Annotated in this window: 16 protein-coding genes and 1 pseudogene; 10 read left to right on the forward strand and 7 right to left on the reverse strand. The window is 63.7% G+C overall.

Annotated elements, in window-relative coordinates; translation table 11 throughout:
- From BMY91_RS21065 to xerD, 9 genes and pseudogenes are all read left to right on the forward strand, one after another.
- Nucleotides 1-1,158, forward strand: a pseudogene (locus tag BMY91_RS21065) (hypothetical protein); the annotation flags it as partial.
- On the forward strand, nucleotides 1,151-2,137 hold the full coding sequence (locus tag BMY91_RS21070; RefSeq protein WP_090825506.1) for an HAD-IIA family hydrolase: 987 nt from the start codon (nucleotides 1,151-1,153) through the stop codon (nucleotides 2,135-2,137). The pseudogene BMY91_RS21065 and the gene BMY91_RS21070, both read left to right, overlap by 8 nt.
- Before the next feature lie 9 nt (nucleotides 2,138-2,146).
- Nucleotides 2,147-2,419, forward strand: coding sequence for a hypothetical protein (locus BMY91_RS21075; RefSeq protein WP_090825509.1), 273 nt, complete (start codon nucleotides 2,147-2,149; stop codon nucleotides 2,417-2,419).
- A 3-nt stretch (nucleotides 2,420-2,422) separates the two neighbouring features.
- Nucleotides 2,423-3,235 carry a TlyA family RNA methyltransferase gene (locus BMY91_RS21080; RefSeq protein WP_090825511.1) on the forward strand — a complete coding sequence of 271 codons (813 nt, stop codon included), beginning with the start codon at nucleotides 2,423-2,425 and terminating at the stop codon, nucleotides 3,233-3,235.
- Nucleotides 3,236-3,248: 13 nt separating this feature from the next.
- The gene (locus BMY91_RS21085; protein ID WP_090825513.1) at nucleotides 3,249-4,298 is read left to right on the forward strand and encodes an NAD kinase; all 1,050 of its coding nucleotides are present in this window, start codon (nucleotides 3,249-3,251) and stop codon (nucleotides 4,296-4,298) included.
- Between the two features lie 3 nt (nucleotides 4,299-4,301).
- Nucleotides 4,302-6,041 (forward strand): DNA repair protein RecN, encoded by a 1,740-nt coding sequence (gene recN / locus BMY91_RS21090; RefSeq protein WP_090825515.1) that lies wholly within the window; start codon nucleotides 4,302-4,304, stop codon nucleotides 6,039-6,041.
- A gap of 146 nt (nucleotides 6,042-6,187) precedes the next feature.
- The gene (locus BMY91_RS21095) at nucleotides 6,188-7,933 is read left to right on the forward strand and encodes a CTP synthase (protein ID WP_090825517.1); all 1,746 of its coding nucleotides are present in this window, start codon (nucleotides 6,188-6,190) and stop codon (nucleotides 7,931-7,933) included.
- Between the two features lie 27 nt (nucleotides 7,934-7,960).
- The gene (locus BMY91_RS21100) at nucleotides 7,961-8,623 is read left to right on the forward strand and encodes an NUDIX domain-containing protein (protein ID WP_090825519.1); all 663 of its coding nucleotides are present in this window, start codon (nucleotides 7,961-7,963) and stop codon (nucleotides 8,621-8,623) included.
- A 2-nt stretch (nucleotides 8,624-8,625) separates the two neighbouring features.
- Complete coding sequence (gene xerD / locus BMY91_RS21105; RefSeq protein ID WP_090825522.1) at nucleotides 8,626-9,585, forward strand: site-specific tyrosine recombinase XerD; 960 nt, start codon at nucleotides 8,626-8,628, stop codon at nucleotides 9,583-9,585.
- Between the two features lie 27 nt (nucleotides 9,586-9,612).
- Here the strand turns inward: xerD and BMY91_RS21110 are convergent, their stop codons facing one another.
- Nucleotides 9,613-10,371: a hypothetical protein gene (locus tag BMY91_RS21110; RefSeq protein WP_090825724.1), complete on the reverse strand. Its 759-nt coding sequence runs from the start codon at nucleotides 10,369-10,371 to the stop codon at nucleotides 9,613-9,615.
- Between the two features lie 57 nt (nucleotides 10,372-10,428).
- On the opposite strand from BMY91_RS21110, the gene BMY91_RS21115 reads away from it, so the two are divergent.
- Entirely contained in the window at nucleotides 10,429-10,926 is a 498-nt protein-coding gene (locus BMY91_RS21115; protein WP_090825525.1) for an 8-oxo-dGTP diphosphatase, read from the forward strand.
- A 73-nt stretch (nucleotides 10,927-10,999) separates the two neighbouring features.
- Here the strand turns inward: BMY91_RS21115 and BMY91_RS21120 are convergent, their stop codons facing one another.
- The 6 genes from BMY91_RS21120 to BMY91_RS21145 all read right to left on the reverse strand — a co-directional run bounded on the left by BMY91_RS21120 (nucleotide 11,000) and on the right by BMY91_RS21145 (nucleotide 17,740).
- Nucleotides 11,000-12,139: a bifunctional 2-methylcitrate synthase/citrate synthase gene (locus tag BMY91_RS21120; RefSeq protein ID WP_090825528.1), complete on the reverse strand. Its 1,140-nt coding sequence runs from the start codon at nucleotides 12,137-12,139 to the stop codon at nucleotides 11,000-11,002.
- A 77-nt stretch (nucleotides 12,140-12,216) separates the two neighbouring features.
- Nucleotides 12,217-13,122 carry a methylisocitrate lyase gene (gene prpB, locus BMY91_RS21125; protein WP_090825530.1) on the reverse strand — a complete coding sequence of 302 codons (906 nt, stop codon included), beginning with the start codon at nucleotides 13,120-13,122 and terminating at the stop codon, nucleotides 12,217-12,219.
- On the reverse strand, nucleotides 13,123-14,643 hold the full coding sequence (locus BMY91_RS21130) for an MmgE/PrpD family protein (protein ID WP_090825533.1): 1,521 nt from the start codon (nucleotides 14,641-14,643) through the stop codon (nucleotides 13,123-13,125). It abuts the gene before it with no gap.
- 23 nt (nucleotides 14,644-14,666) lie between these two features.
- Nucleotides 14,667-15,308, reverse strand: a complete 642-nt coding sequence (locus BMY91_RS21135; RefSeq protein ID WP_090825534.1) for a GntR family transcriptional regulator — start codon at nucleotides 15,306-15,308, stop codon at nucleotides 14,667-14,669.
- A 75-nt stretch (nucleotides 15,309-15,383) separates the two neighbouring features.
- Nucleotides 15,384-16,097, reverse strand: coding sequence for a response regulator (locus BMY91_RS21140; RefSeq protein WP_090825537.1), 714 nt, complete (start codon nucleotides 16,095-16,097; stop codon nucleotides 15,384-15,386).
- Complete coding sequence (locus BMY91_RS21145) at nucleotides 16,094-17,740, reverse strand: sensor histidine kinase (RefSeq protein WP_090825726.1); 1,647 nt, start codon at nucleotides 17,738-17,740, stop codon at nucleotides 16,094-16,096. The genes BMY91_RS21140 and BMY91_RS21145 overlap by 4 nt, the downstream gene beginning before the upstream one ends.
- Between the last annotated feature and the right edge of the window lie 60 nt (nucleotides 17,741-17,800).

Genomic DNA, 17,800 nt, shown 5'->3' on the forward strand with positions numbered 1-17,800 from the left:
CCGTTCAATAATGACCGTGGTGACCGTCCGGCTCGTGACGGCGAACGTCGTTCCTTCGGTAGTGACCGTGGCGATCGCAAGCCTTTCGGTGACCGTCCCGCTCGTGACGGCGACCGCCGCTCGTTCGGTAATGACCGTGGCGAGCGGGGCGGCTCCTGGGAAGAGCGTCCGGCGCGAGTTCCCAACGCCAAGGACATCCGGAGCGCCAACCGTCCGGACCGCGAACGTTCACCCGAGATCGATGAGGATGTCACCGGCAGGGAGCTCGACCGCGCAACGGGCCACCAGATCAAGACCCTCGAGGAGCAGAGTGCAGGCTGGGTTGCCAAGCACCTGGTCATGGCCGGCCGCTTGATCGACATTGAGCCCGAGCTGGCTTTCCAGCACGCGCTTGCCGCCAGCCGACGTGGCGGGCGCTTGTCGGCAGTCCGTGAAGCTGTGGGTTTGACCGCCTACGCTGCTGGTCACTATGGCGAAGCCCTGCGCGAGTTCCGTACCTACCGTCGTATCAGCGGTTCCAACGTGCACCTGCCTGTCATGGCCGACTGTGAGCGTGGCCTTGGCCGTCCGGATCGTGCGCTGGACATGGTTCGTTCGCCTGAAGCCCAGGACCTTGATGCTCCGGGCAAGGTTGAGCTGGCTATCGTGGCCTCGGGCGCCCGTGCCGACCTCAATCAACTGGACGCAGCTGTCAGTGAGCTCGAAATCGCACAGCTGGACATCAACCGGGCCTTCTCCTACAGCCCGCGTCTTTTCCGCGCGTATGCGGAGGCTTTGAGCGCTGTCGGTCGTACCGAGGAAGCAGACAAGTGGGCCCGCCAGGCCCTTGTGGCCGAGAACGCCCTGGGCGTTGGAGACTTCGCGGAACCTGAGATTCTTGATCTTGGCTGGGATGAGCAGGAAGAAGAAGCCGCTCGCAAGCCGCGGTTCCAGAAGCCTGCCCCGGAGACCGACGTCGTAACGGCCGAAACTGAAACTGTGATCGTTGAGGCCGCGGCCGCTGACGTTGAGCACGATGACGTTGAACTTGATGACGCCGAGTCGGACTACTTCGAGTCCGATGATGCGGAGTCGGATATCGACTCTGCCGAGGAAGATGAAGAGCGCAACGAAACCGCAGAAGCTGACAACGAGGGCAACGACTCCCAGCATGGCTGATTCACTGATCTCATCATTTGATGCTGTCCTCTCCGATCTTGATGGCGTGGTGTACGCAGGACCACACGCCATTCCTGGCGCCGTGGAATCGTTGCAGCGCCTCGAAAGCGTTGGCGTTGGGCTGGGTTACGTCACCAACAACGCTTCCAGGACGCCGGCCCAGGTCGCCGCGCACTTGCGTGAGCTTGGTGCCCCGGCAGAGGACCATCAGGTGGTCAGTTCCTCCCAGGCAGCAGGGGAGCTCCTTGCTTCCATGCTGCCTGCGGGGGCGCATGTCCTGATCACTGGCAGCGCAGCACTGGCCCATGAGATCGAATTGGTGGGACTCACGCCAGTGCACAGCGCTGCGGAGTCCCCGGTGGCCGTGGTTCAGGGGTTCAACCCGGAGATCGGCTGGAAGGACTTAGCGGAAGCATCGTACGTCGTGGCCGGCGGCGCCATGTGGTTCGCCACCAACACGGACATGTCCATCCCACAGGCCCGCGGTATGGCACCAGGCAACGGAACCTTGGTTGCTGCCGTGGCAGCCGCCACGGGCAAGACACCTTTGGTTGCCGGCAAGCCTGAGGCACCCCTCTTTCAAGCCGCTGCGAAACGGCTCGATGCCGAGCGGCCGCTGGTAGTTGGCGACCGCCTGGACACGGACATCCTGGGTGGAAACCGCGCAGGATTCGCGACGGCGGCTGTCCTCACTGGGGTGGACACCACCTTTACCATCCTTGCGGCGCGGACTGACGAAAGGCCCGATTACCTGCTGGCGGACCTCGAGGACCTTTACGTTCCTTATCCTGCGATTGTCAGCGACGGCGGCACCTACCGTTGCGGTGCGGCCTCGGCATTTGCAACGGACGGCATGGTCACCATCACCGGCGATGAGGGCGACCTCGATGCGTGGCGCGCGGCCTGTGCCGCGTGGTGGGCGGCTGTTCCCTCCACAGCCGTGGCGCAGGCGCCGCAGCTGGAATGGCGAACTCACTAGACTGGTGCGATGACCGAGCCCAACAATTCACTGGTGCCCCAGGACGAGAGTCCCGGACCACCTGAGGTCCAATGGCCTGACGCCGCGAACCCCACCGGGGATCCCTTGGTGGACAGGGCACTTGCCTCTTTGGAGGACGTCGCGGCAGCTCCCGTGGCGGATCATGGGGAGCTGTACGCCAGCATCCATGATTCCTTGCTGGAAGCCTTGGACGCTGAGCCCGGTCTCCCTTCCGCTCCTCAAACCTCCTCCAGCGATCCCCGCCCGGAAGGCGACAGCTAACGCATGGCACGACTCGATCAGGAACTCGTCACCCGTGGGCTGGCGAGGTCCCGTACCCATGCGGCCAAGCTCATCAGCGACCGCAAGGTCAGCTCCGGTGGTGCCGTCCTTTCCAAAGCTGCGCTGCAGGTGGACGCGGACACGGACTTGACGGTGGAGGCGCACTTGGAGGACATCTACGTCAGCCGCGCCGGTCATAAGTTGGCTGGCGCGCTGGAGGCGTTTCCCGCCGTCGTGGTTGCCGGTAAGCGGTGTCTCGACGCCGGTGCCTCCACGGGTGGTTTCACTGACGTGCTGCTTCGGCGCGATGCCGCGAGGGTGGTAGCCGTCGACGTCGGACACGGCCAGTTGGTCCCGCACCTCCGGGATGACCCCCGCGTGGACGTCCATGAAGGCCTCAACGTCCGGTACATGACGCCGGAGCAGGTTGGCGGACCTGCGCAACTGACGGTAGCGGATCTGTCCTTTATTTCCTTGACTTTGGTGTTGTCGCCCTTGGCTCACTGCACGGAACCCGGCGGAGACATGGTCCTCATGGTTAAGCCGCAGTTCGAGGTTGGCAAGGAGCGGCTGAGCCGGACGGGCGTGGTGTCGTCGGAGAATGAACGACGCCGGGCGGTGGCCCAGGTTGCCCGTGCTGCGGTGGACGCCGGCCTGGATCTCCAGGACCTTGCAGCCAGTCCGCTGCCGGGTCAGGACGGAAATGTTGAATACTTCCTGTGGATGAAGCGCAGGATGTCCGCGGTGTTGCCTAAGATCGAAGAGCGGGACGGGCACGTTGCTGCGTTGATCAAGAAACTTTGGCCGAACCACTAGAAAGCAGAACCCGATGAGCAGGCGTGTACTTGTCCTTGCCCACACTGGGCGGGAGGAATCGCTTCGCGCTGCGTGGGATGCCTGTGAGCAACTGCACTCGTCAGGTTTGGTTCCCGTGCTGCAGAAGTCAGAACTCGCGGATATAGAGCGGTTCTTCGGTGCGTTGGATACGCCCATTGAAATTCTCCATGACCACGTCAGCCTGGAGGACGTGGAGTTGGTCATGGTCCTGGGCGGCGACGGAACAATTCTTCGCGCGGCGGAGCTTGTGCGTGAGGTTGACGTCCCGCTGCTGGGAGTGAACCTGGGACATGTGGGCTTCCTGGCCGAGAGCGAACGGGCCGACCTCGCGCAGACAGTGGAGTGGATCGCCAGCCGCCAGTACACGGTGGAAGAGCGCATGACCATCGATGTGCAGGTGTGGATCAAGGGCCAGAAGATTTGGCACACGTGGGCTCTGAACGAGGCCGCCATTGAGAAAGCCAACCGCGAACGCATGTTGGAAGTGGTCACCGAAGTGGACGAGCGTCCCCTGACGTCCTTCGGCTGCGATGGCGTGGTGATGGCGACTCCCACCGGCTCTACTGCCTACGCCTTCTCCTCGGGCGGGCCTGTGGTGTGGCCGGAAGTGGAAGCCCTGGTCATTGTTCCCATCAGTGCCCACGCGCTCTTTGCCAAGCCCTTGGTGGTGTCGCCGCGGTCCAAACTGGCTGTTGAAATCATGAACCGGACTGACGCGCTGGGCGTCCTCTGGTGCGACGGACGGCGTTCCGTGGATCTGCCACCGGGCGCACGTGTGGAAGTCACGCGCTCAGCCACCCCCGTGCGGCTGGCGCGCACCCATAAGACGCCGTTCTCCGCACGACTTGTCCGAAAGTTCGAGCTGCCCATCCACGGCTGGCGGGGTCCAGCTCCGCGGAGGGGCGAAGTCCATACGGGTCCCATTCCTGTAATCCGGACCCTGTCACCGGCTCCGTTGCCCAGTCCGCGGGATGTAGACAGTCCGCGGGATGTGGAAAGTCCCCGGGACGGTGACCCTAACCACCCCACGAATGCGAAGTGAACCATGCTTGAAGAACTCCGAATCCGTGACCTTGGCGTCATTACTGACGCCGCACTACCCCTAGGGCCCGGGCTTAGCGTCGTCACCGGCGAAACCGGTGCGGGCAAGACCATGGTGGTGACCGCCGTCGGGCTTCTTCTCGGCGCCCGGTCGGATGCCGGCGCTGTCAGGAGTGGCGCCAAGTCCGCTTCCGCTGAGGCCGTGCTGAAGCTTGATCCGGCGCACAGTGCGGTTGAGCGCGCCAAGGAGGCCGGCGGTGAGGCAGAAGAGTTCGACGGCGTGGCTGAACTTCTGCTGGCACGCACCGTGGGTGCCGATGGACGCAGCCGGGCTTACGTTGGCGGCCGCGCGGCACCTGTGGGGGTGCTGGCCGAGCTGGGGGAGAGCCTGGTGGTGGTCCATGGCCAGTCGGACCAGATCAGGCTCAAGAGTGCGACTGCGCAACGGCATGCTCTGGACAGGTTTGCCGGGGCACCCCTCGCGAAGGCGCTGGGGGAGTATCAGGAGCTGTACAACCACTGGAAGGCCATCCAGAACGAGCTCGAAACGCTCCGCAGCGAGGCCCGCGAACGCCTGCGTGAAGCTGAGTCTTTGGATGCTGCCCTCAAGGAAATTGACGAGGTGGATCCCCAGCCTGGCGAAGACGAGAGTCTCAAAGCCGAGGCTGTGAAGCTGGCGAATGTCGAGGAATTGAGGCTGGCAGCAGCGGCCGCCCATGAGTCGCTCATCGCCGAGGAATTCGGGGATGCCGGAGACGCAACGTCCATGGTGGATGCGGCTAAACGGACACTGGAACACGTAGCCGACCATGACGAAGAACTGCGATCCGCGGCTGGCCGGCTGGCCGAGGTGGGATTCCTGCTCAACGATATCGCGGCCGAATTGTCCAGTTACCAGGCTGCCCTTGATACCGAAGGGCCCGAACGGCTCTCGGAAATCGAGGAACGCCGCGCGGCCCTTGCCAAACTGATCCGCAAATATGCGCCGAGCATTGACGAGGTCCTCGAATGGGCCGCCACTGCCAGAACCCGGTTGGACGAACTGCAGGATGACTCCAGCCGGATCGAGTCTTTGGACGCGGAAGTGGCTACTGCGGAAGCCACGCTCCGCAAGCAGGCGGCCGGCATCAGCAAGGCACGCCTCAAAGCGGCCAAGGACTTGTCAGCGCGTGTCAGCGCCGAACTGAAGGCCCTGGCGATGGCCGATGCGACGTTGGTCATCGAGGTGGACGGCAGTGGTGCGTTGGGCCCTTGGGGGACCGATGAGATCGCGTTCCTCCTTCGGCCCCACTCCGGAGCTCCGGCCAGGCCGCTGGGCAAGGGGGCTTCGGGCGGTGAACTCTCCAGGGTGATGCTGGCCATCGAAGTGGTACTTGCTGCGGTGGACCCTGTGCCAACTTTTGTCTTTGACGAGGTGGACGCCGGTGTGGGCGGTCGTGCCGCCGTCGAAATTGGACGACGCCTGGCCATGTTGGCCCGCCACGTCCAGGTGCTGGTGGTGACCCACCTGCCCCAGGTGGCAGCATTCGCCGATCAGCATATCCGGGTGACCAAGACGTCCGTCCGGGGCTCAGACGGGAAGACGACCACAGGATTCACCTCCAGTGACGTTCAACTCCTCAGCGACGACGAGCGGGTCAAGGAGCTTGCGCGCATGCTGGCCGGCCAGGAGGACTCGGAGTCTGCGCAGGCCCATGCCCAGGAGTTGCTGGATGATGCGAAGCTCCTGCCCCAGCGAGCCTGAGGCCGGGAACCGCTGCGGTGCACCGAAGAAGTGCGAGGACTGTCACATCCGCGCTCTCCAGTCCGCTTGCCTCTTGCCTGGAATGCAGTGGTGAGCAACCATTGACCATTTGGGGAATCCGAACAGACGCTTGGAAGGCGTAATTGATGATAAGCTCGAATTCCGTGGTGCAGCGATCAAATTCCCGTGTAAATTCCCGGTTCCCGGGCTCGTCCAAGACGACCAAACACATCTTCGTCACCGGTGGTGTGGCGTCCTCGCTCGGTAAGGGTCTGACGGCTTCCAGCCTCGGCCACCTGCTGCGGGCACGCGGTTTGTCTGTAACTATGCAGAAGCTCGATCCCTATTTGAACGTGGATCCGGGCACGATGAACCCCTTCCAGCACGGTGAAGTATTCGTGACGGATGACGGCGCCGAAACCGACCTCGACATCGGACACTACGAGCGCTTCCTCGACGAAAACCTCGAAGGTTCGGCCAACGTCACAACCGGCCAGATCTACTCCACCGTTATCGCCAAGGAACGCCGCGGCGAGTACCTCGGAGACACTGTGCAGGTCATCCCGCACATCACCGATGAGATCAAGCGCCGTATGCGCTTGCCCGCCGAGGGCAAGAACGCTCCAGACGTCATCATCACCGAAATCGGTGGAACCGTGGGCGACATCGAGTCGCAGCCGTTCCTTGAGTCGGCCCGCCAGGTCCGCCAGGATGTGGGTCGCAACAACGTCTTCTTCCTTCACGTCTCGCTGGTCCCGTACATCGGACCTTCCCAGGAACTGAAGACCAAGCCCACGCAGCACTCGGTGGCAGCCCTTCGCTCCATCGGCATCCAGCCGGAAGCAATCGTGATCCGTTCGGACCGCGAAGTGCCCGAGGCCATGCGCGAGAAGATCGGCCGCATGTGCGATGTCGATATCGACGCCGTGGTCAACGCCGCTGACGCGCCCAGCATCTACGACATTCCCAAGACGCTGCACTCCCAAGGGCTGGACTCGTACATCGTCCGCGCACTGGATCTGCCGTTCAAGGACGTGGACTGGAGCAAGTGGGACAAGCTCCTCGAAGCTGTCCACAACCCCAAGCACGAGGTCGAGATCGCCCTCGTGGGCAAGTACATCGACCTCCCGGATGCGTACCTCTCGGTGACCGAAGCACTCCGTGCCGGCGGTTTTGCCAATGAGGCCAAGGTTAAGATCCGCTGGGTTCCTTCGGACGAATGTGAAACGCTTGCCGGCGCCACCAAGTCCCTTGCCGGCGTGGACGCCATCTGCGTACCCGGCGGCTTCGGCATCCGTGGCCTTGAGGGCAAGCTTGGCGCCCTGAAGTTCGCCCGTGAATCCAAGCTCCCCGTCCTGGGCCTGTGCCTCGGCCTGCAGTGCATGGTGATCGAGTACGCCCGCAACGTGGTTGGCCTTGAAGGTGCTTCCTCGAGCGAGTTCGAGCCCGATTCCAAGTACCCGGTCATCGCCACCATGGAAGAGCAGCTGGACATCGTGGACGGCAAGGGTGACCTTGGCGGCACTATGCGCCTGGGCCTCTACGAAGCCAAGCTGGACGAGGGCTCGGTCATCGCCGAGACCTATGGCACCACCACGGTCAGCGAACGCCACCGTCACCGCTACGAGGTCAACAACAAGTACCGCGACCAGATCGCGGCTGAGGGACTGGTGTTCTCCGGTACTTCTCCCGATGGCAAGCTGGTGGAGTACGTGGAGCTTCCCCGTGAAGTCCACCCGTTCTACGTGGCTACGCAGGCGCACCCGGAGCTCAGCTCCCGCCCGACGCGTCCGCACCCGCTGTTCGCAGGTTTGGTCAAGGCTGCCCTGGAGCGTCGTGAAGGCGGCCCCGTGGCCACCAAGACCGGTGCACGCGCGGTAGCTGCCAAGTAAACGCAAGTACTAACGAAGGACGGCGCGATGCCCGGTATCTCTGAAACCCCCAGCACTTCGAGGCAGGTTTCGGACATGCCGAGCCCGCGCCGTCTTTTGTCTACCAGCAAGGTTTACGAAGGCCGAATTTGGGACGTCGTCAGTGACTCGTTCCAGCTCAGTGAGGACACTGACACCCTGGTCCGTGACTATATCGACCACCCGGGCGCCGTGGCGGTGCTTCCCATGAACGTGGACGGCGAGATTTTGCTGCTCAAGCAGTACCGTCACCCTGTGGGGATGGATCTCTGGGAGATTCCGGCGGGCCTGTTGGATGTGGAAGGCGAAGAATTCGTGGTGGGCGCGGCCCGGGAGCTTGCCGAAGAAGCGGACCTCAACGCAGCCACGTGGAACGTCCTGGCGGACTTCTTCAACTCGCCGGGTTCGTCCAGCGAGGCTATCCGGATCTATCTTGCGCGTGGCCTCAGCGACGTGCCGGAGGCAGACCGCCACACGCGCACCGACGAAGAGGCAGAGATCGAGCTGCACTGGGTCCCCCTTGAAGAAGCCGTGCGGGCCGTGCTCGAAGGCCGTTTGCACAATCCCTCTGCCGTGGTGGGGATCCTGGCGGCCGCAGCTGCCAAAGCTGACGGATTCACCAGCCTGCGGCCTGCCAACGCGCCCTGGCCGGCTCACCCGAGCCAGCGCTAAGCATGCCCGAAGCCACCACGCGCACGATCAACGGCATCGACCGGGCCATCACTGACTACCTGCAGCATGTGGGCGTGGAGCGAGGCTTGGCCGCCAACACCTTGGCCGCGTACCGCCGCGATCTGGCCCGATACTCAAACTTCCTCGCCGCCCAAGGGGTAGAGCAGCCCGGCAACATCACCCGGCATCATGTAACGGCCTTTGTTCAGGCGCTGTCCGACGGATCCGACGGCGCGGCAACGCTGGGTGTCCGCTCAGCGGCCCGCACGGTGGTTGCCGTCCGGGGTCTGCACAAGTTTTGGGCTCTGGAAGGAACCACGACGGCGGACCCCGCCAGCGATGTTCACCCGCCCATGCCGGGCAAGCGGCTTCCCAAAGCCATCAGCGTGGGCGAAGTGACGCGCATTCTTGAAGCTGCCGGCTCAGACAGCGCGACGGGCCTCCGGGACCGCGCGCTTCTTGAATTTCTGTACTCCACCGGCGCCCGCATCAGCGAGGCCGTGGGCCTCGACGTGGATGATGTTTCCCTGGAGGACACCGGCGGCGATCCGGCCATCGTGAGGCTGTTCGGCAAGGGTTCCAAGGAGCGTTTGGTACCCCTCGGCTCCTACGGCGCCCGCGCCGTCGGCGCATATGTTGTCCGCGGCAGGCCGCTGTTGGCGTCCAAGGGTAAAGGCACGCCTGCCCTGTTCCTCAATGCGCGCGGCGGACGGATCAGCAGGCAAAGCGCATGGACCATCCTCAAAGTTGCGGCGGAGAAAGCCAACATCACCAAGGACGTTTCGCCGCACACACTGCGCCATTCCTTTGCCACTCATCTTCTTGAAGGCGGGGCTGATGTCAGGGTGGTGCAGGAGCTCTTGGGTCACGCCTCAGTGACCACCACGCAGGTTTACACCTTGGTCACCGCGGATACGTTGCGCGAGGTTTACGCGGCAGCGCACCCCAGGGCGCTCGGCTAAATCTGCCAAAGCCGGGCCCATGGCCGGCTAGCCGATCACATTCAGCGTCAGCTCCACGGCGTCCACAAACAGGGCCAACAGGGATGTCCCCAGACCGGCCACCAGCAACAGACCTGGGTGGGCCAGGCCTACCACCACGCGTTTGAGGCGAGGGCGCCCTTTGAGGAACTTCTTGGGAACGCGCGTCTTCACGGGGACCTGCCGCCAGCCTCGCAGTCGCCGCAGGAACCATGCACAGCGGACGATGAATGCCATCCACAGAATGGAAAGCACCAGGGGTACCGCGGCCAGCATGAGGTTGAAGCCCAGCGCCGTGACTTCTTTCTCGGAATCACCGATCACCGACTGGACCGTGGTGGAGATTGACGCACTCATCACCACGGACGCGGCCCACACCATGAACGCAGCCACCAAGGCCAGGAACCGCACAAAGAAGTGTCCCAGCACGGTGGCATCGACGGCTCTCAGGTGGCTCCGCGGCGTGGCATGCAGCACCACCAAGGTGGAAATGAGCGTCGGGAGGGCCGCCACCAGGACCAGCAAGTACCAGGTCCATCCGGCCAGGTCCACCACTTCGTCCAGGACGATGAGACTGGCCCACACAACGGTCCAGACCCAGCCGGCGTAGAGCGGATGAGCCACAAGCCAGCGCGGAAGCCAGGCGTCCCGGTCCGGCTTGGCGGTGGCAGGCTTGTCGTCGTCCGTGCCACCGGTGTTTGTCACAGCATCTGCTACGTCGTTAACGGCGGCCACCCCGGCTCGCGCGTCACCCCCACCTTCAGTCATGCGCTCACTGTAGCAACGGGCCGCAGCAGTGGGGGAGATCAGGTTAAGGTAGGCAGCATGACTGCAGCCCATGTGACTTTGTGCTTCCTCCTCCGCGAAGGCGCGCACGGCGAAGACGTTCTGCTCGGAACCAAGAAGACCGGCTTCGGCCGGGGCAAGGTGGTGGGCGTCGGAGGGCACGTCGAGCCGGGGGAGACCGCCTCCGAGGCAGCGTGCCGGGAGGTCAAGGAGGAGATCAACGTGGTGGTCAGGGCGGATGACCTGATTCCCGCAGGGACCGTCGATTTCGTCTTTCCGGCACGACCGGACTGGGACATGGCCACTACCGTCTACCTGACGCGTTCATGGGTGGGGGAACCGTCGGAAAGCGAGGAAATCGCTCCCGCGTGGTTCCCGGTCAAGCAGCTACCGGTGGAGCGCATGTGGGCCGATGCCGAACATTGGCTGCCCGCCATGATCGCCGGTCAGAGGATCAAAGTCCGGGTTGCCTTGGCCCCGGACAACGAGAATGTGGCCAACGTGCAGACGGTGGAGTGGGCGGACCCCGGGGAGTAGGACAAACGACGGCGGGACGGTCGCCTTTCGGTGACCGTCCCGCCGTCGTTCCTGCTGCTTTAATTCCAGAGGCCTAAGGCACGTGGCGCTCTTCCGGACCGTTGTATTCGCTCAACGGACGGATCAGCGAGTTGGAGGCCACCTGTTCCATGATGTGGGCGGTCCAACCGGTGATGCGGCTGGCGACGAACAGCGGGGTGAACGTCTGGGTGTCGAAGCCCATGAGGTGGTACGTCGGGCCGGCCGGGTAGTCGAGGTTGGGCTTGATGGCTTTGGCCTCATCCATGGCCTGTTCCAAGCCGTTGTAGAGCCCCAGCAGTTCGGGGCGTCCGTAGTGGGCGATCATCTTGTCCAGCGCGGCTTTCATGGTGGGCACGCGGGAGTCGCCGTGCTTGTAGACGCGGTGTCCGAAGCCCATGACTTTCTTCTTTTGGGCGAGGGCGTCTTCCATCCATGCGCGGGCGCGGGTGGCGGCTTCCTCGAGGGATTCTTCGCTGCGAATGCCAATCTCGTCAAAGGTGTGCATGACGGCCTCATTGGCTCCACCGTGCAGGGGACCCTTAAGAGCGCCGATCGCTGCAGTGACCGCTGAGTGGAGGTCCGAAAGGGTGGACGTGACCACGCGGGCGGTAAAGGTGGAGGCATTGAAGGAGTGCTCCGCGTAGAGAATCATGGAGACGTTGAACGCTTCCACCACCTCATCCACGGGGTCTTCTCCGAAGGTCATCCACAGGAAGTTGGCAGAGTAGTCCAGGTCCTGGCGGGGTTCCACGGGTTCCTGGCCGCGGCGGCGGCGCTGGTCGTAGGCCACCACGGCGGGCATGGCAGCCCAGAGGTCGATTGCCTTTTTCATGTTCGCTTCGGGGCTGGAATCCTCAGCCAACTCGTGCCGGGCGCCGAGCACGGATGCCGCCGTACGGCAGACATCCATGGGATGTGCTGTGGTGGGCAAGGTATCCACGACTGTCTTGACCACGGGGTCCAGTGCGCGGCCTGCGCGTTCACGGGCAGTGAATTCTGCCAGCTGGGCTTCGTCGGGCAGTTCACCGTTCCACAAGAGGTAAGCGACCTCTTCGAAGCTGCATTTAGCAGCCAGTTCCTGGACCGGGTACCCGCGATACAGCAGCGAGTTGGTGTCCGGGTTGACCTTCGAGACGGCGGTGTAATCCACTACGACGCCGGCAAGGCCTTTTTTGATATCAACAGCTGCCATGCTGCCCTCCTTCGTTCATGATGCACGCGGCCCGGAAGCCCCGGACTGCCTGCTTTCCCCTGTATGAGTCCCGGAACCTAGCGAGTGCCAGGAACCTGGAAGTTGAAAACGCCGGTATCGAACTGGTTGTATGCCTCGTAGTCCACGAGTTCATAGAGGCGCGCACGGGTGAGCATGTCTCCAACGTGCGCCTCTTGGGTCCCCGCAGCCTTGATCGATTCCAGCGTACGCTCTGCAGCGCCCATGGCAATGCGGAGCAAGGTGACCGGGTAAATGACCATGTTCACGCCAACACTCTGAAGCTGGTCCACGGTGAAGAGGTCGCTCTTTCCGAACTCGGTCATGTTGGCCAGGATGGGCACGTCCACGGCGTCACGGATGGCCTGGAATTCTTCCAACGTTGCCATGGCTTCCGGGAAGATCGCATCAGCGCCCGCGTCCACCAGGGCTTTCGCGCGGTCCTGCGCGGCCTGGATTCCTTCGACGGCGCGGATGTCGGTGCGGGCCATGATGAGGAAGTTCGGGTCCCGGCGGGCATCTGCTGCGGCGCGGATGCGTTTGGTGGCGGTGTCGATGTCCACCACGTTTTTGCCGTCCAGGTGGCCGCAGCGCTTCGGGTTGAACTGGTCCTCGATGTGGCAGCCGGCCAGGCCTGCGTTCTCAAGTTCCTGGACGGACCGGGCCACGTTCATGGGCTCACCGAAGCCGGTGTCCGCGTCCACCAGGGAGGGCAGGTCCGTCATGCGGGCGATCTGCCCGGCGCGGGTGGCCACTTCGGTGAGCGTGGTGAGGCCGATATCCGGCAGGCCGAGGTCATTGGCCAGGACGGCCCCGGAGATGTAGACGCCGGCGAAGCCTTTTTCCTCGATCAGCCGTGCCGAGAGCGGGTTGAACGCCCCCGGGAACTGCTGCACGGTCCCGGAAGCCAGCAACTCCCGCAGCTTGAGGCGTTTCTGTTCGGGGGTGACTTTGGAGTACAGCATTTAGAACAGTCCCTTGGGTGCGTTGTTGAGGTCGATCACGCCGGGTGCTGCGGTGATGTTCAGTTGGTCCAGTTCACCGGCGCCCAGTTCGGTGACGCGTTCGACGGCGGCGAGGAACCTTTCGATTTCGGCTTCCTCTACGAGACCGGCAGCGAGGGTGCGGAACTTGTTGATGTACTGCTCGCGGGCGAAGGGCCGGGCGCCGAGCGGGTGGGCGTCGGCCACTGCGATCTCGTCCGTGACAACAGACCCATCCGTGAGTGTGATGACAACAGTGCCGCCGAAGGCCTTCTCGGCGATGTCCAGGGAGTGGTAGCGGCGGGTCCATTCCGGGTCTTCCACTGTGGTGACCTTGTGCCAGAGTTCCACGGTGTCCGGGCGGGCGGCGCGTTCGGGGGCGTAGGAGTCCACGTGGTGCCAGGCGCCGTCCTGCAGGGCAACGGTGAAGATGTACGGGATGGAGTGGTCCAGGGTCTCGCGGGACGCGGTGGGAGAGTACTTCTGGGGATCGTTCGCGCCGGAACCGATCACATAGTGGGTGTGGTGGCTGGTTTTGATCAGCACGGATTCCACGTTGGCCGGATCGGTGGTTTCGGGATGTTCGCGGTTGAGCTTGCGGGCGAGGTCGATCCACGCCTGGGCCTGGTATTCGGCGGAGTGTTCCTTGGTGTAGGTGTCCAGGATGGCGCGCTTGGCTTCACCGGGCAGCGGCAGTGGGACTTCGTAGGAGGCGTCCGGGCCGTCGAGCATCCAGGCGATGACGCCGTCTTCGCCTTCATAGATCGGCACGGGGGAGGTCTGGCCGCGCATGGAGCGGTCCACCGCTTCGACGGCCATCTTGCCCGCGAACGCCGGGGCGTGGGCCTTCCAGGTGGAGATCTCGCCCTTGCGGGACTGCCGCGTGGCGGTAGTGGTGTGCAGGGCCTGGCCCACGGACTGGAAGATCGTCTCAACATCGAGGCCCAGCAAGGTACCGATGCCGGCAGCGGCGGAGGGGCCGAGGTGGGCGACGTGGTCGATCTTGTGTTTGTGCAGGCAGATGGCCTTGACCAGGTTCACTTGGATTTCGTATCCGGTGGCGATAGCCCGGACCAGGTCGGCACCGTTGGAGCCCACGTGCTGGGCGACGGCCAGGATCGGCGGAATGTTATCTCCAGGGTGGGAGTAGTCAGCGGCCAGGAACGTGTCGTGGTAATCGAGTTCCCGCACGGCCACACCGTTGGCCCAAGCGGCCCACTCGGGGGAGACCTGCTCGCTGATGCCGAAAACGTGGGCGCCCTTGCCGTTGGCAGACGGGGAATGGGTCAGGGCCTGCGCGCGGGCCGCGACGATCGGTGCCCGGTTCAACGAGGCGATAGCCACCGAAGCGTTGTCGATAATCCGGTTAATCACCATGTCAGTGACCTCCGGTGTCACCTCGACGGGGTCCGCGGCGACCACGGCGATCTTGTGCGCCAACTGCTCCTCACGGGGCAGGTTCTCTTCGCTCTTGTAGACGCGGACGTGGTTGTTCTTGACCATGGTGCTCCTTCTGGTGGGACGTTCTACCGTGCCGTGTGGGTGGCTTTGACGTGGGTGAGGCTGCGATGCAGGTGGACAGTGGTGGCGGCTTCCGCCAGGCGCGGGTTGCCGGCGGCGATGGCTTCGGCGATGGCCGCGTGCTCGGCAGCGGCCGCGTGGAGGCGGGCAGCGTCGTCGGCTGCGAGACGCCGGACGCGGACCAAATGGACGCGCAGGCTCCGCATGGCGTTGGCCAGGTACGAATTGGAAATCGCGGCATCGATTGCCTCATCCAGGCGGCCCACCAAGGCGTAGTACTCGTGCCGCGCGGGATCGCTGTCGCTAAGCAGTTCAGGGGCCCGCAGCAGTTGGGCGTGCAACTTGCCGAAGACGCCGGGCTCACCGCGCTCAGCGGCCAAGGCGGCAGCCCGAACCTCCAGGGTTTCGCGCAGTTCGAACAGTTCGTCGATGCTGTCCAGCGAGATATCGGTGACGACGACGCCGCGGCCGCCTGCCGCCGTCGTCAATCCTTCTGCAGTGAGCCGGCCCAGCGCCTCCCGGACGGGCGTGCGGGACACGCCAAGGCGTTCGGACTGTTCCACTTCGGCGAGGACTGTGCCCGGGCGAAGGCGCCATTCAATGATGTCTTCACGAAGGGAGGCATAAGCCCTGTCACTGGCGCGCATGCCCTCAGTGTATACACAGGACTCTCAAATAGTCATCAGGGCCACTAAATGTCCCCTCTGTGTATACATGATCGCTCAGGCGTGATTCCAGCCGTACTCATTCTCGGGGCGCCCGGGGGTACCGTACCGAGGTGCCCGGGTGACCGTGCCGGCGTCGGCCAAGTACTCCAGATAGCGGCGGGCCGTGACACGGGACATGCCCAGTGCATCCATCACTTCACTGGCGGACACCGGTTGGTGCCCAGCCCGCACCAGGTCCTTCACAGATTCAAGAGTGGATCCGGACAAGCCCTTGGGCAGCGGTAATTCCGTAGGAGCGCGAAGGCTCGCAAACGCCTGGTCCACGTCGCTTTGCGATGCCCCCGCTTTGGAAATCCCGGACATCGAGCCCGCCAATTGCTCACGGAAGGTCCGGTAGCTGCTGAGTTTGTCCGCGAAAGTTGCGTAGGTAAACGGCTTGATGAGGTACTGCACCACGCCGATGGACACGGCACTGCGGACAATGTTTAACTCCCGCACGGCGGTAATGGCGATGATGTCGGCAAAAACGCCGGCCGAACGCATCCGGCGGGCGACGTCCAGGCCGTGCAGATCCGGCAGGTTCATGTCCAGCAGGACCAGGTCCACGGGCGAACCCGATGCTGCAAATTCGCCGAGTATGCGCAGGGCAGACTGCCCGTCCGGCGCGGTCCCAACCAAAGTGAAGCCGTCCAAACGGCCAATGTAGATGGAGTGGGCGTCAGAGGCTATCGGTTCGTCCTCCACTACCAGGACGCGGATCTCTGTCATGCCTTCTCTTCCTCGGGAGCCGGCGCAGGCAGCACAACATTGAACTGTGCTCCGCCGGGATTGCTGATGGTCATCGTACCGTTGAGCCGGTCCACGGCCTGGCGCACCAATGCGAGCCCGACACCCCTGCCATGGCTGCCACGCGGATCTCCCTCGGAGGATTTGGTACTGAATCCGTACTGCAGGACATCGTCGATGGAATCCGGATTTATGCCCATGCCAGAGTCACGCACGGTGAATTCGACGGCGGCGGCCCCGGCATCCACGTCCAACTCCACCTTCCGCGGGAAGTCGCCGGCAGCGGCGGCATCTATCGCGTTGTCCAGCAGGTTCCCCAGAATGGTCACCAGGTCCTGGATCTCCAGGCCGCGGACTCCGGCACTGCCCGACGTCCGGACCTCCAGTTCCACTCCACGCTCGTGGGCCTCCGCGGCCTTGCCCATCACCAAGGCACTCATCACCGGTTCGTCCACCGAAGCCACCATGTCATCGGTCAGTTGCTGGCTCAACTCAAGGTCCTTGGTAGCAAAATCCAGGGCTTGCGGAGTTCGACCCAGCTCCAGCAAGGAGACGATCATATGCAGCCGGTTGGCGTGTTCATGGGTCTGTGCGCGCAGGGCGTCAGAAAGGGTCTTCATTGTTTGGAGTTCCGTGCCCAGCGATTCAATTTCCGTGCGGTCCCTGAGGGTGGCCACCGTGCCGTAGATGGCAGGTTTCTGCCGGCTGCGTTCAGGCACCGGACCCACGGCGGGGGCCTGGTTGACCACCAAAATCCTTGAACCCGTCAGGTGGATTTCATCGTGGGCGGGACGACCGGACTCGAACAGCGCTCGCAGGCTTCCATCAAAGGGGAGCTCGGCCAGTTTCGGTGCTGCGTCAGGTGACCGGTCGGCGTCGGAGGGAGCCAGCCCCAACAGCTCTGCGGCTTGGTCGTTGTACATCACAGCCTTGCCATGGGTGTCGATCAGGATCACGCCTTCGCGGACCGAGTGAAGGACGGACTCGTAGTACGCGAACAACTGCGCCAGCTGCTCAGGACCCCATCCGCGCGTGACCGATCGAAGGTATCGGCCCAGAAGCCATGAGGCAACGGAGCCAAAGAACAACACCACCAAGGCGATGACGCCAATCACCCCCAGCCTCTCGGCGACGTCCGTGTCCACAGTGCGCACCGTCACGCCGGCAGCTACCAGGGCCTTGACGCCTCCGCCGGCATCCATCACGGGTGCAATGGTGCGCACCGAGGGGCCCAGAGTGCCTGCCGTGACCTCGGTGAAGGTTTCACCCCGCAAGGCCGGCTCGATGGTTCCGATGTAGGGCTTGCCCAGCTCTTCGGCCCGGGGGTGCGTCCAGCGGGTGCGGTCGGGGGCCATGATGGTGATGAAGTCGGCGTCGGCGTCGTCCATCACCTCCAGCGCATAGGGCTGAAGGACCGCCGAAGGGTCCGCTGCTGCAGCCGCTTCCAGGACCAAGGGGCTGTCTGCCAACGAGGTGGCAATCGCGAGCATCCGGCCGCCCGCCTCGTCGTAGGCCCGGTCCCTGGCTTCCACCACGGAAAACGTCCCGAAGACGGCGGTCAGCACCAGGACGAACAACAGATTCGCCACAAACAAACGGCGGGCGATGCTCCAGCTGTGAAACACGTGGGCCTCCATGACCAATATGACCGCAATGGTGATGTGTGTCACCAGCGGCTCAATGAT

Source organism: Arthrobacter sp. yr096, assembly GCF_900108925.1.
GTDB lineage: Bacteria > Actinomycetota > Actinomycetes > Actinomycetales > Micrococcaceae > Arthrobacter.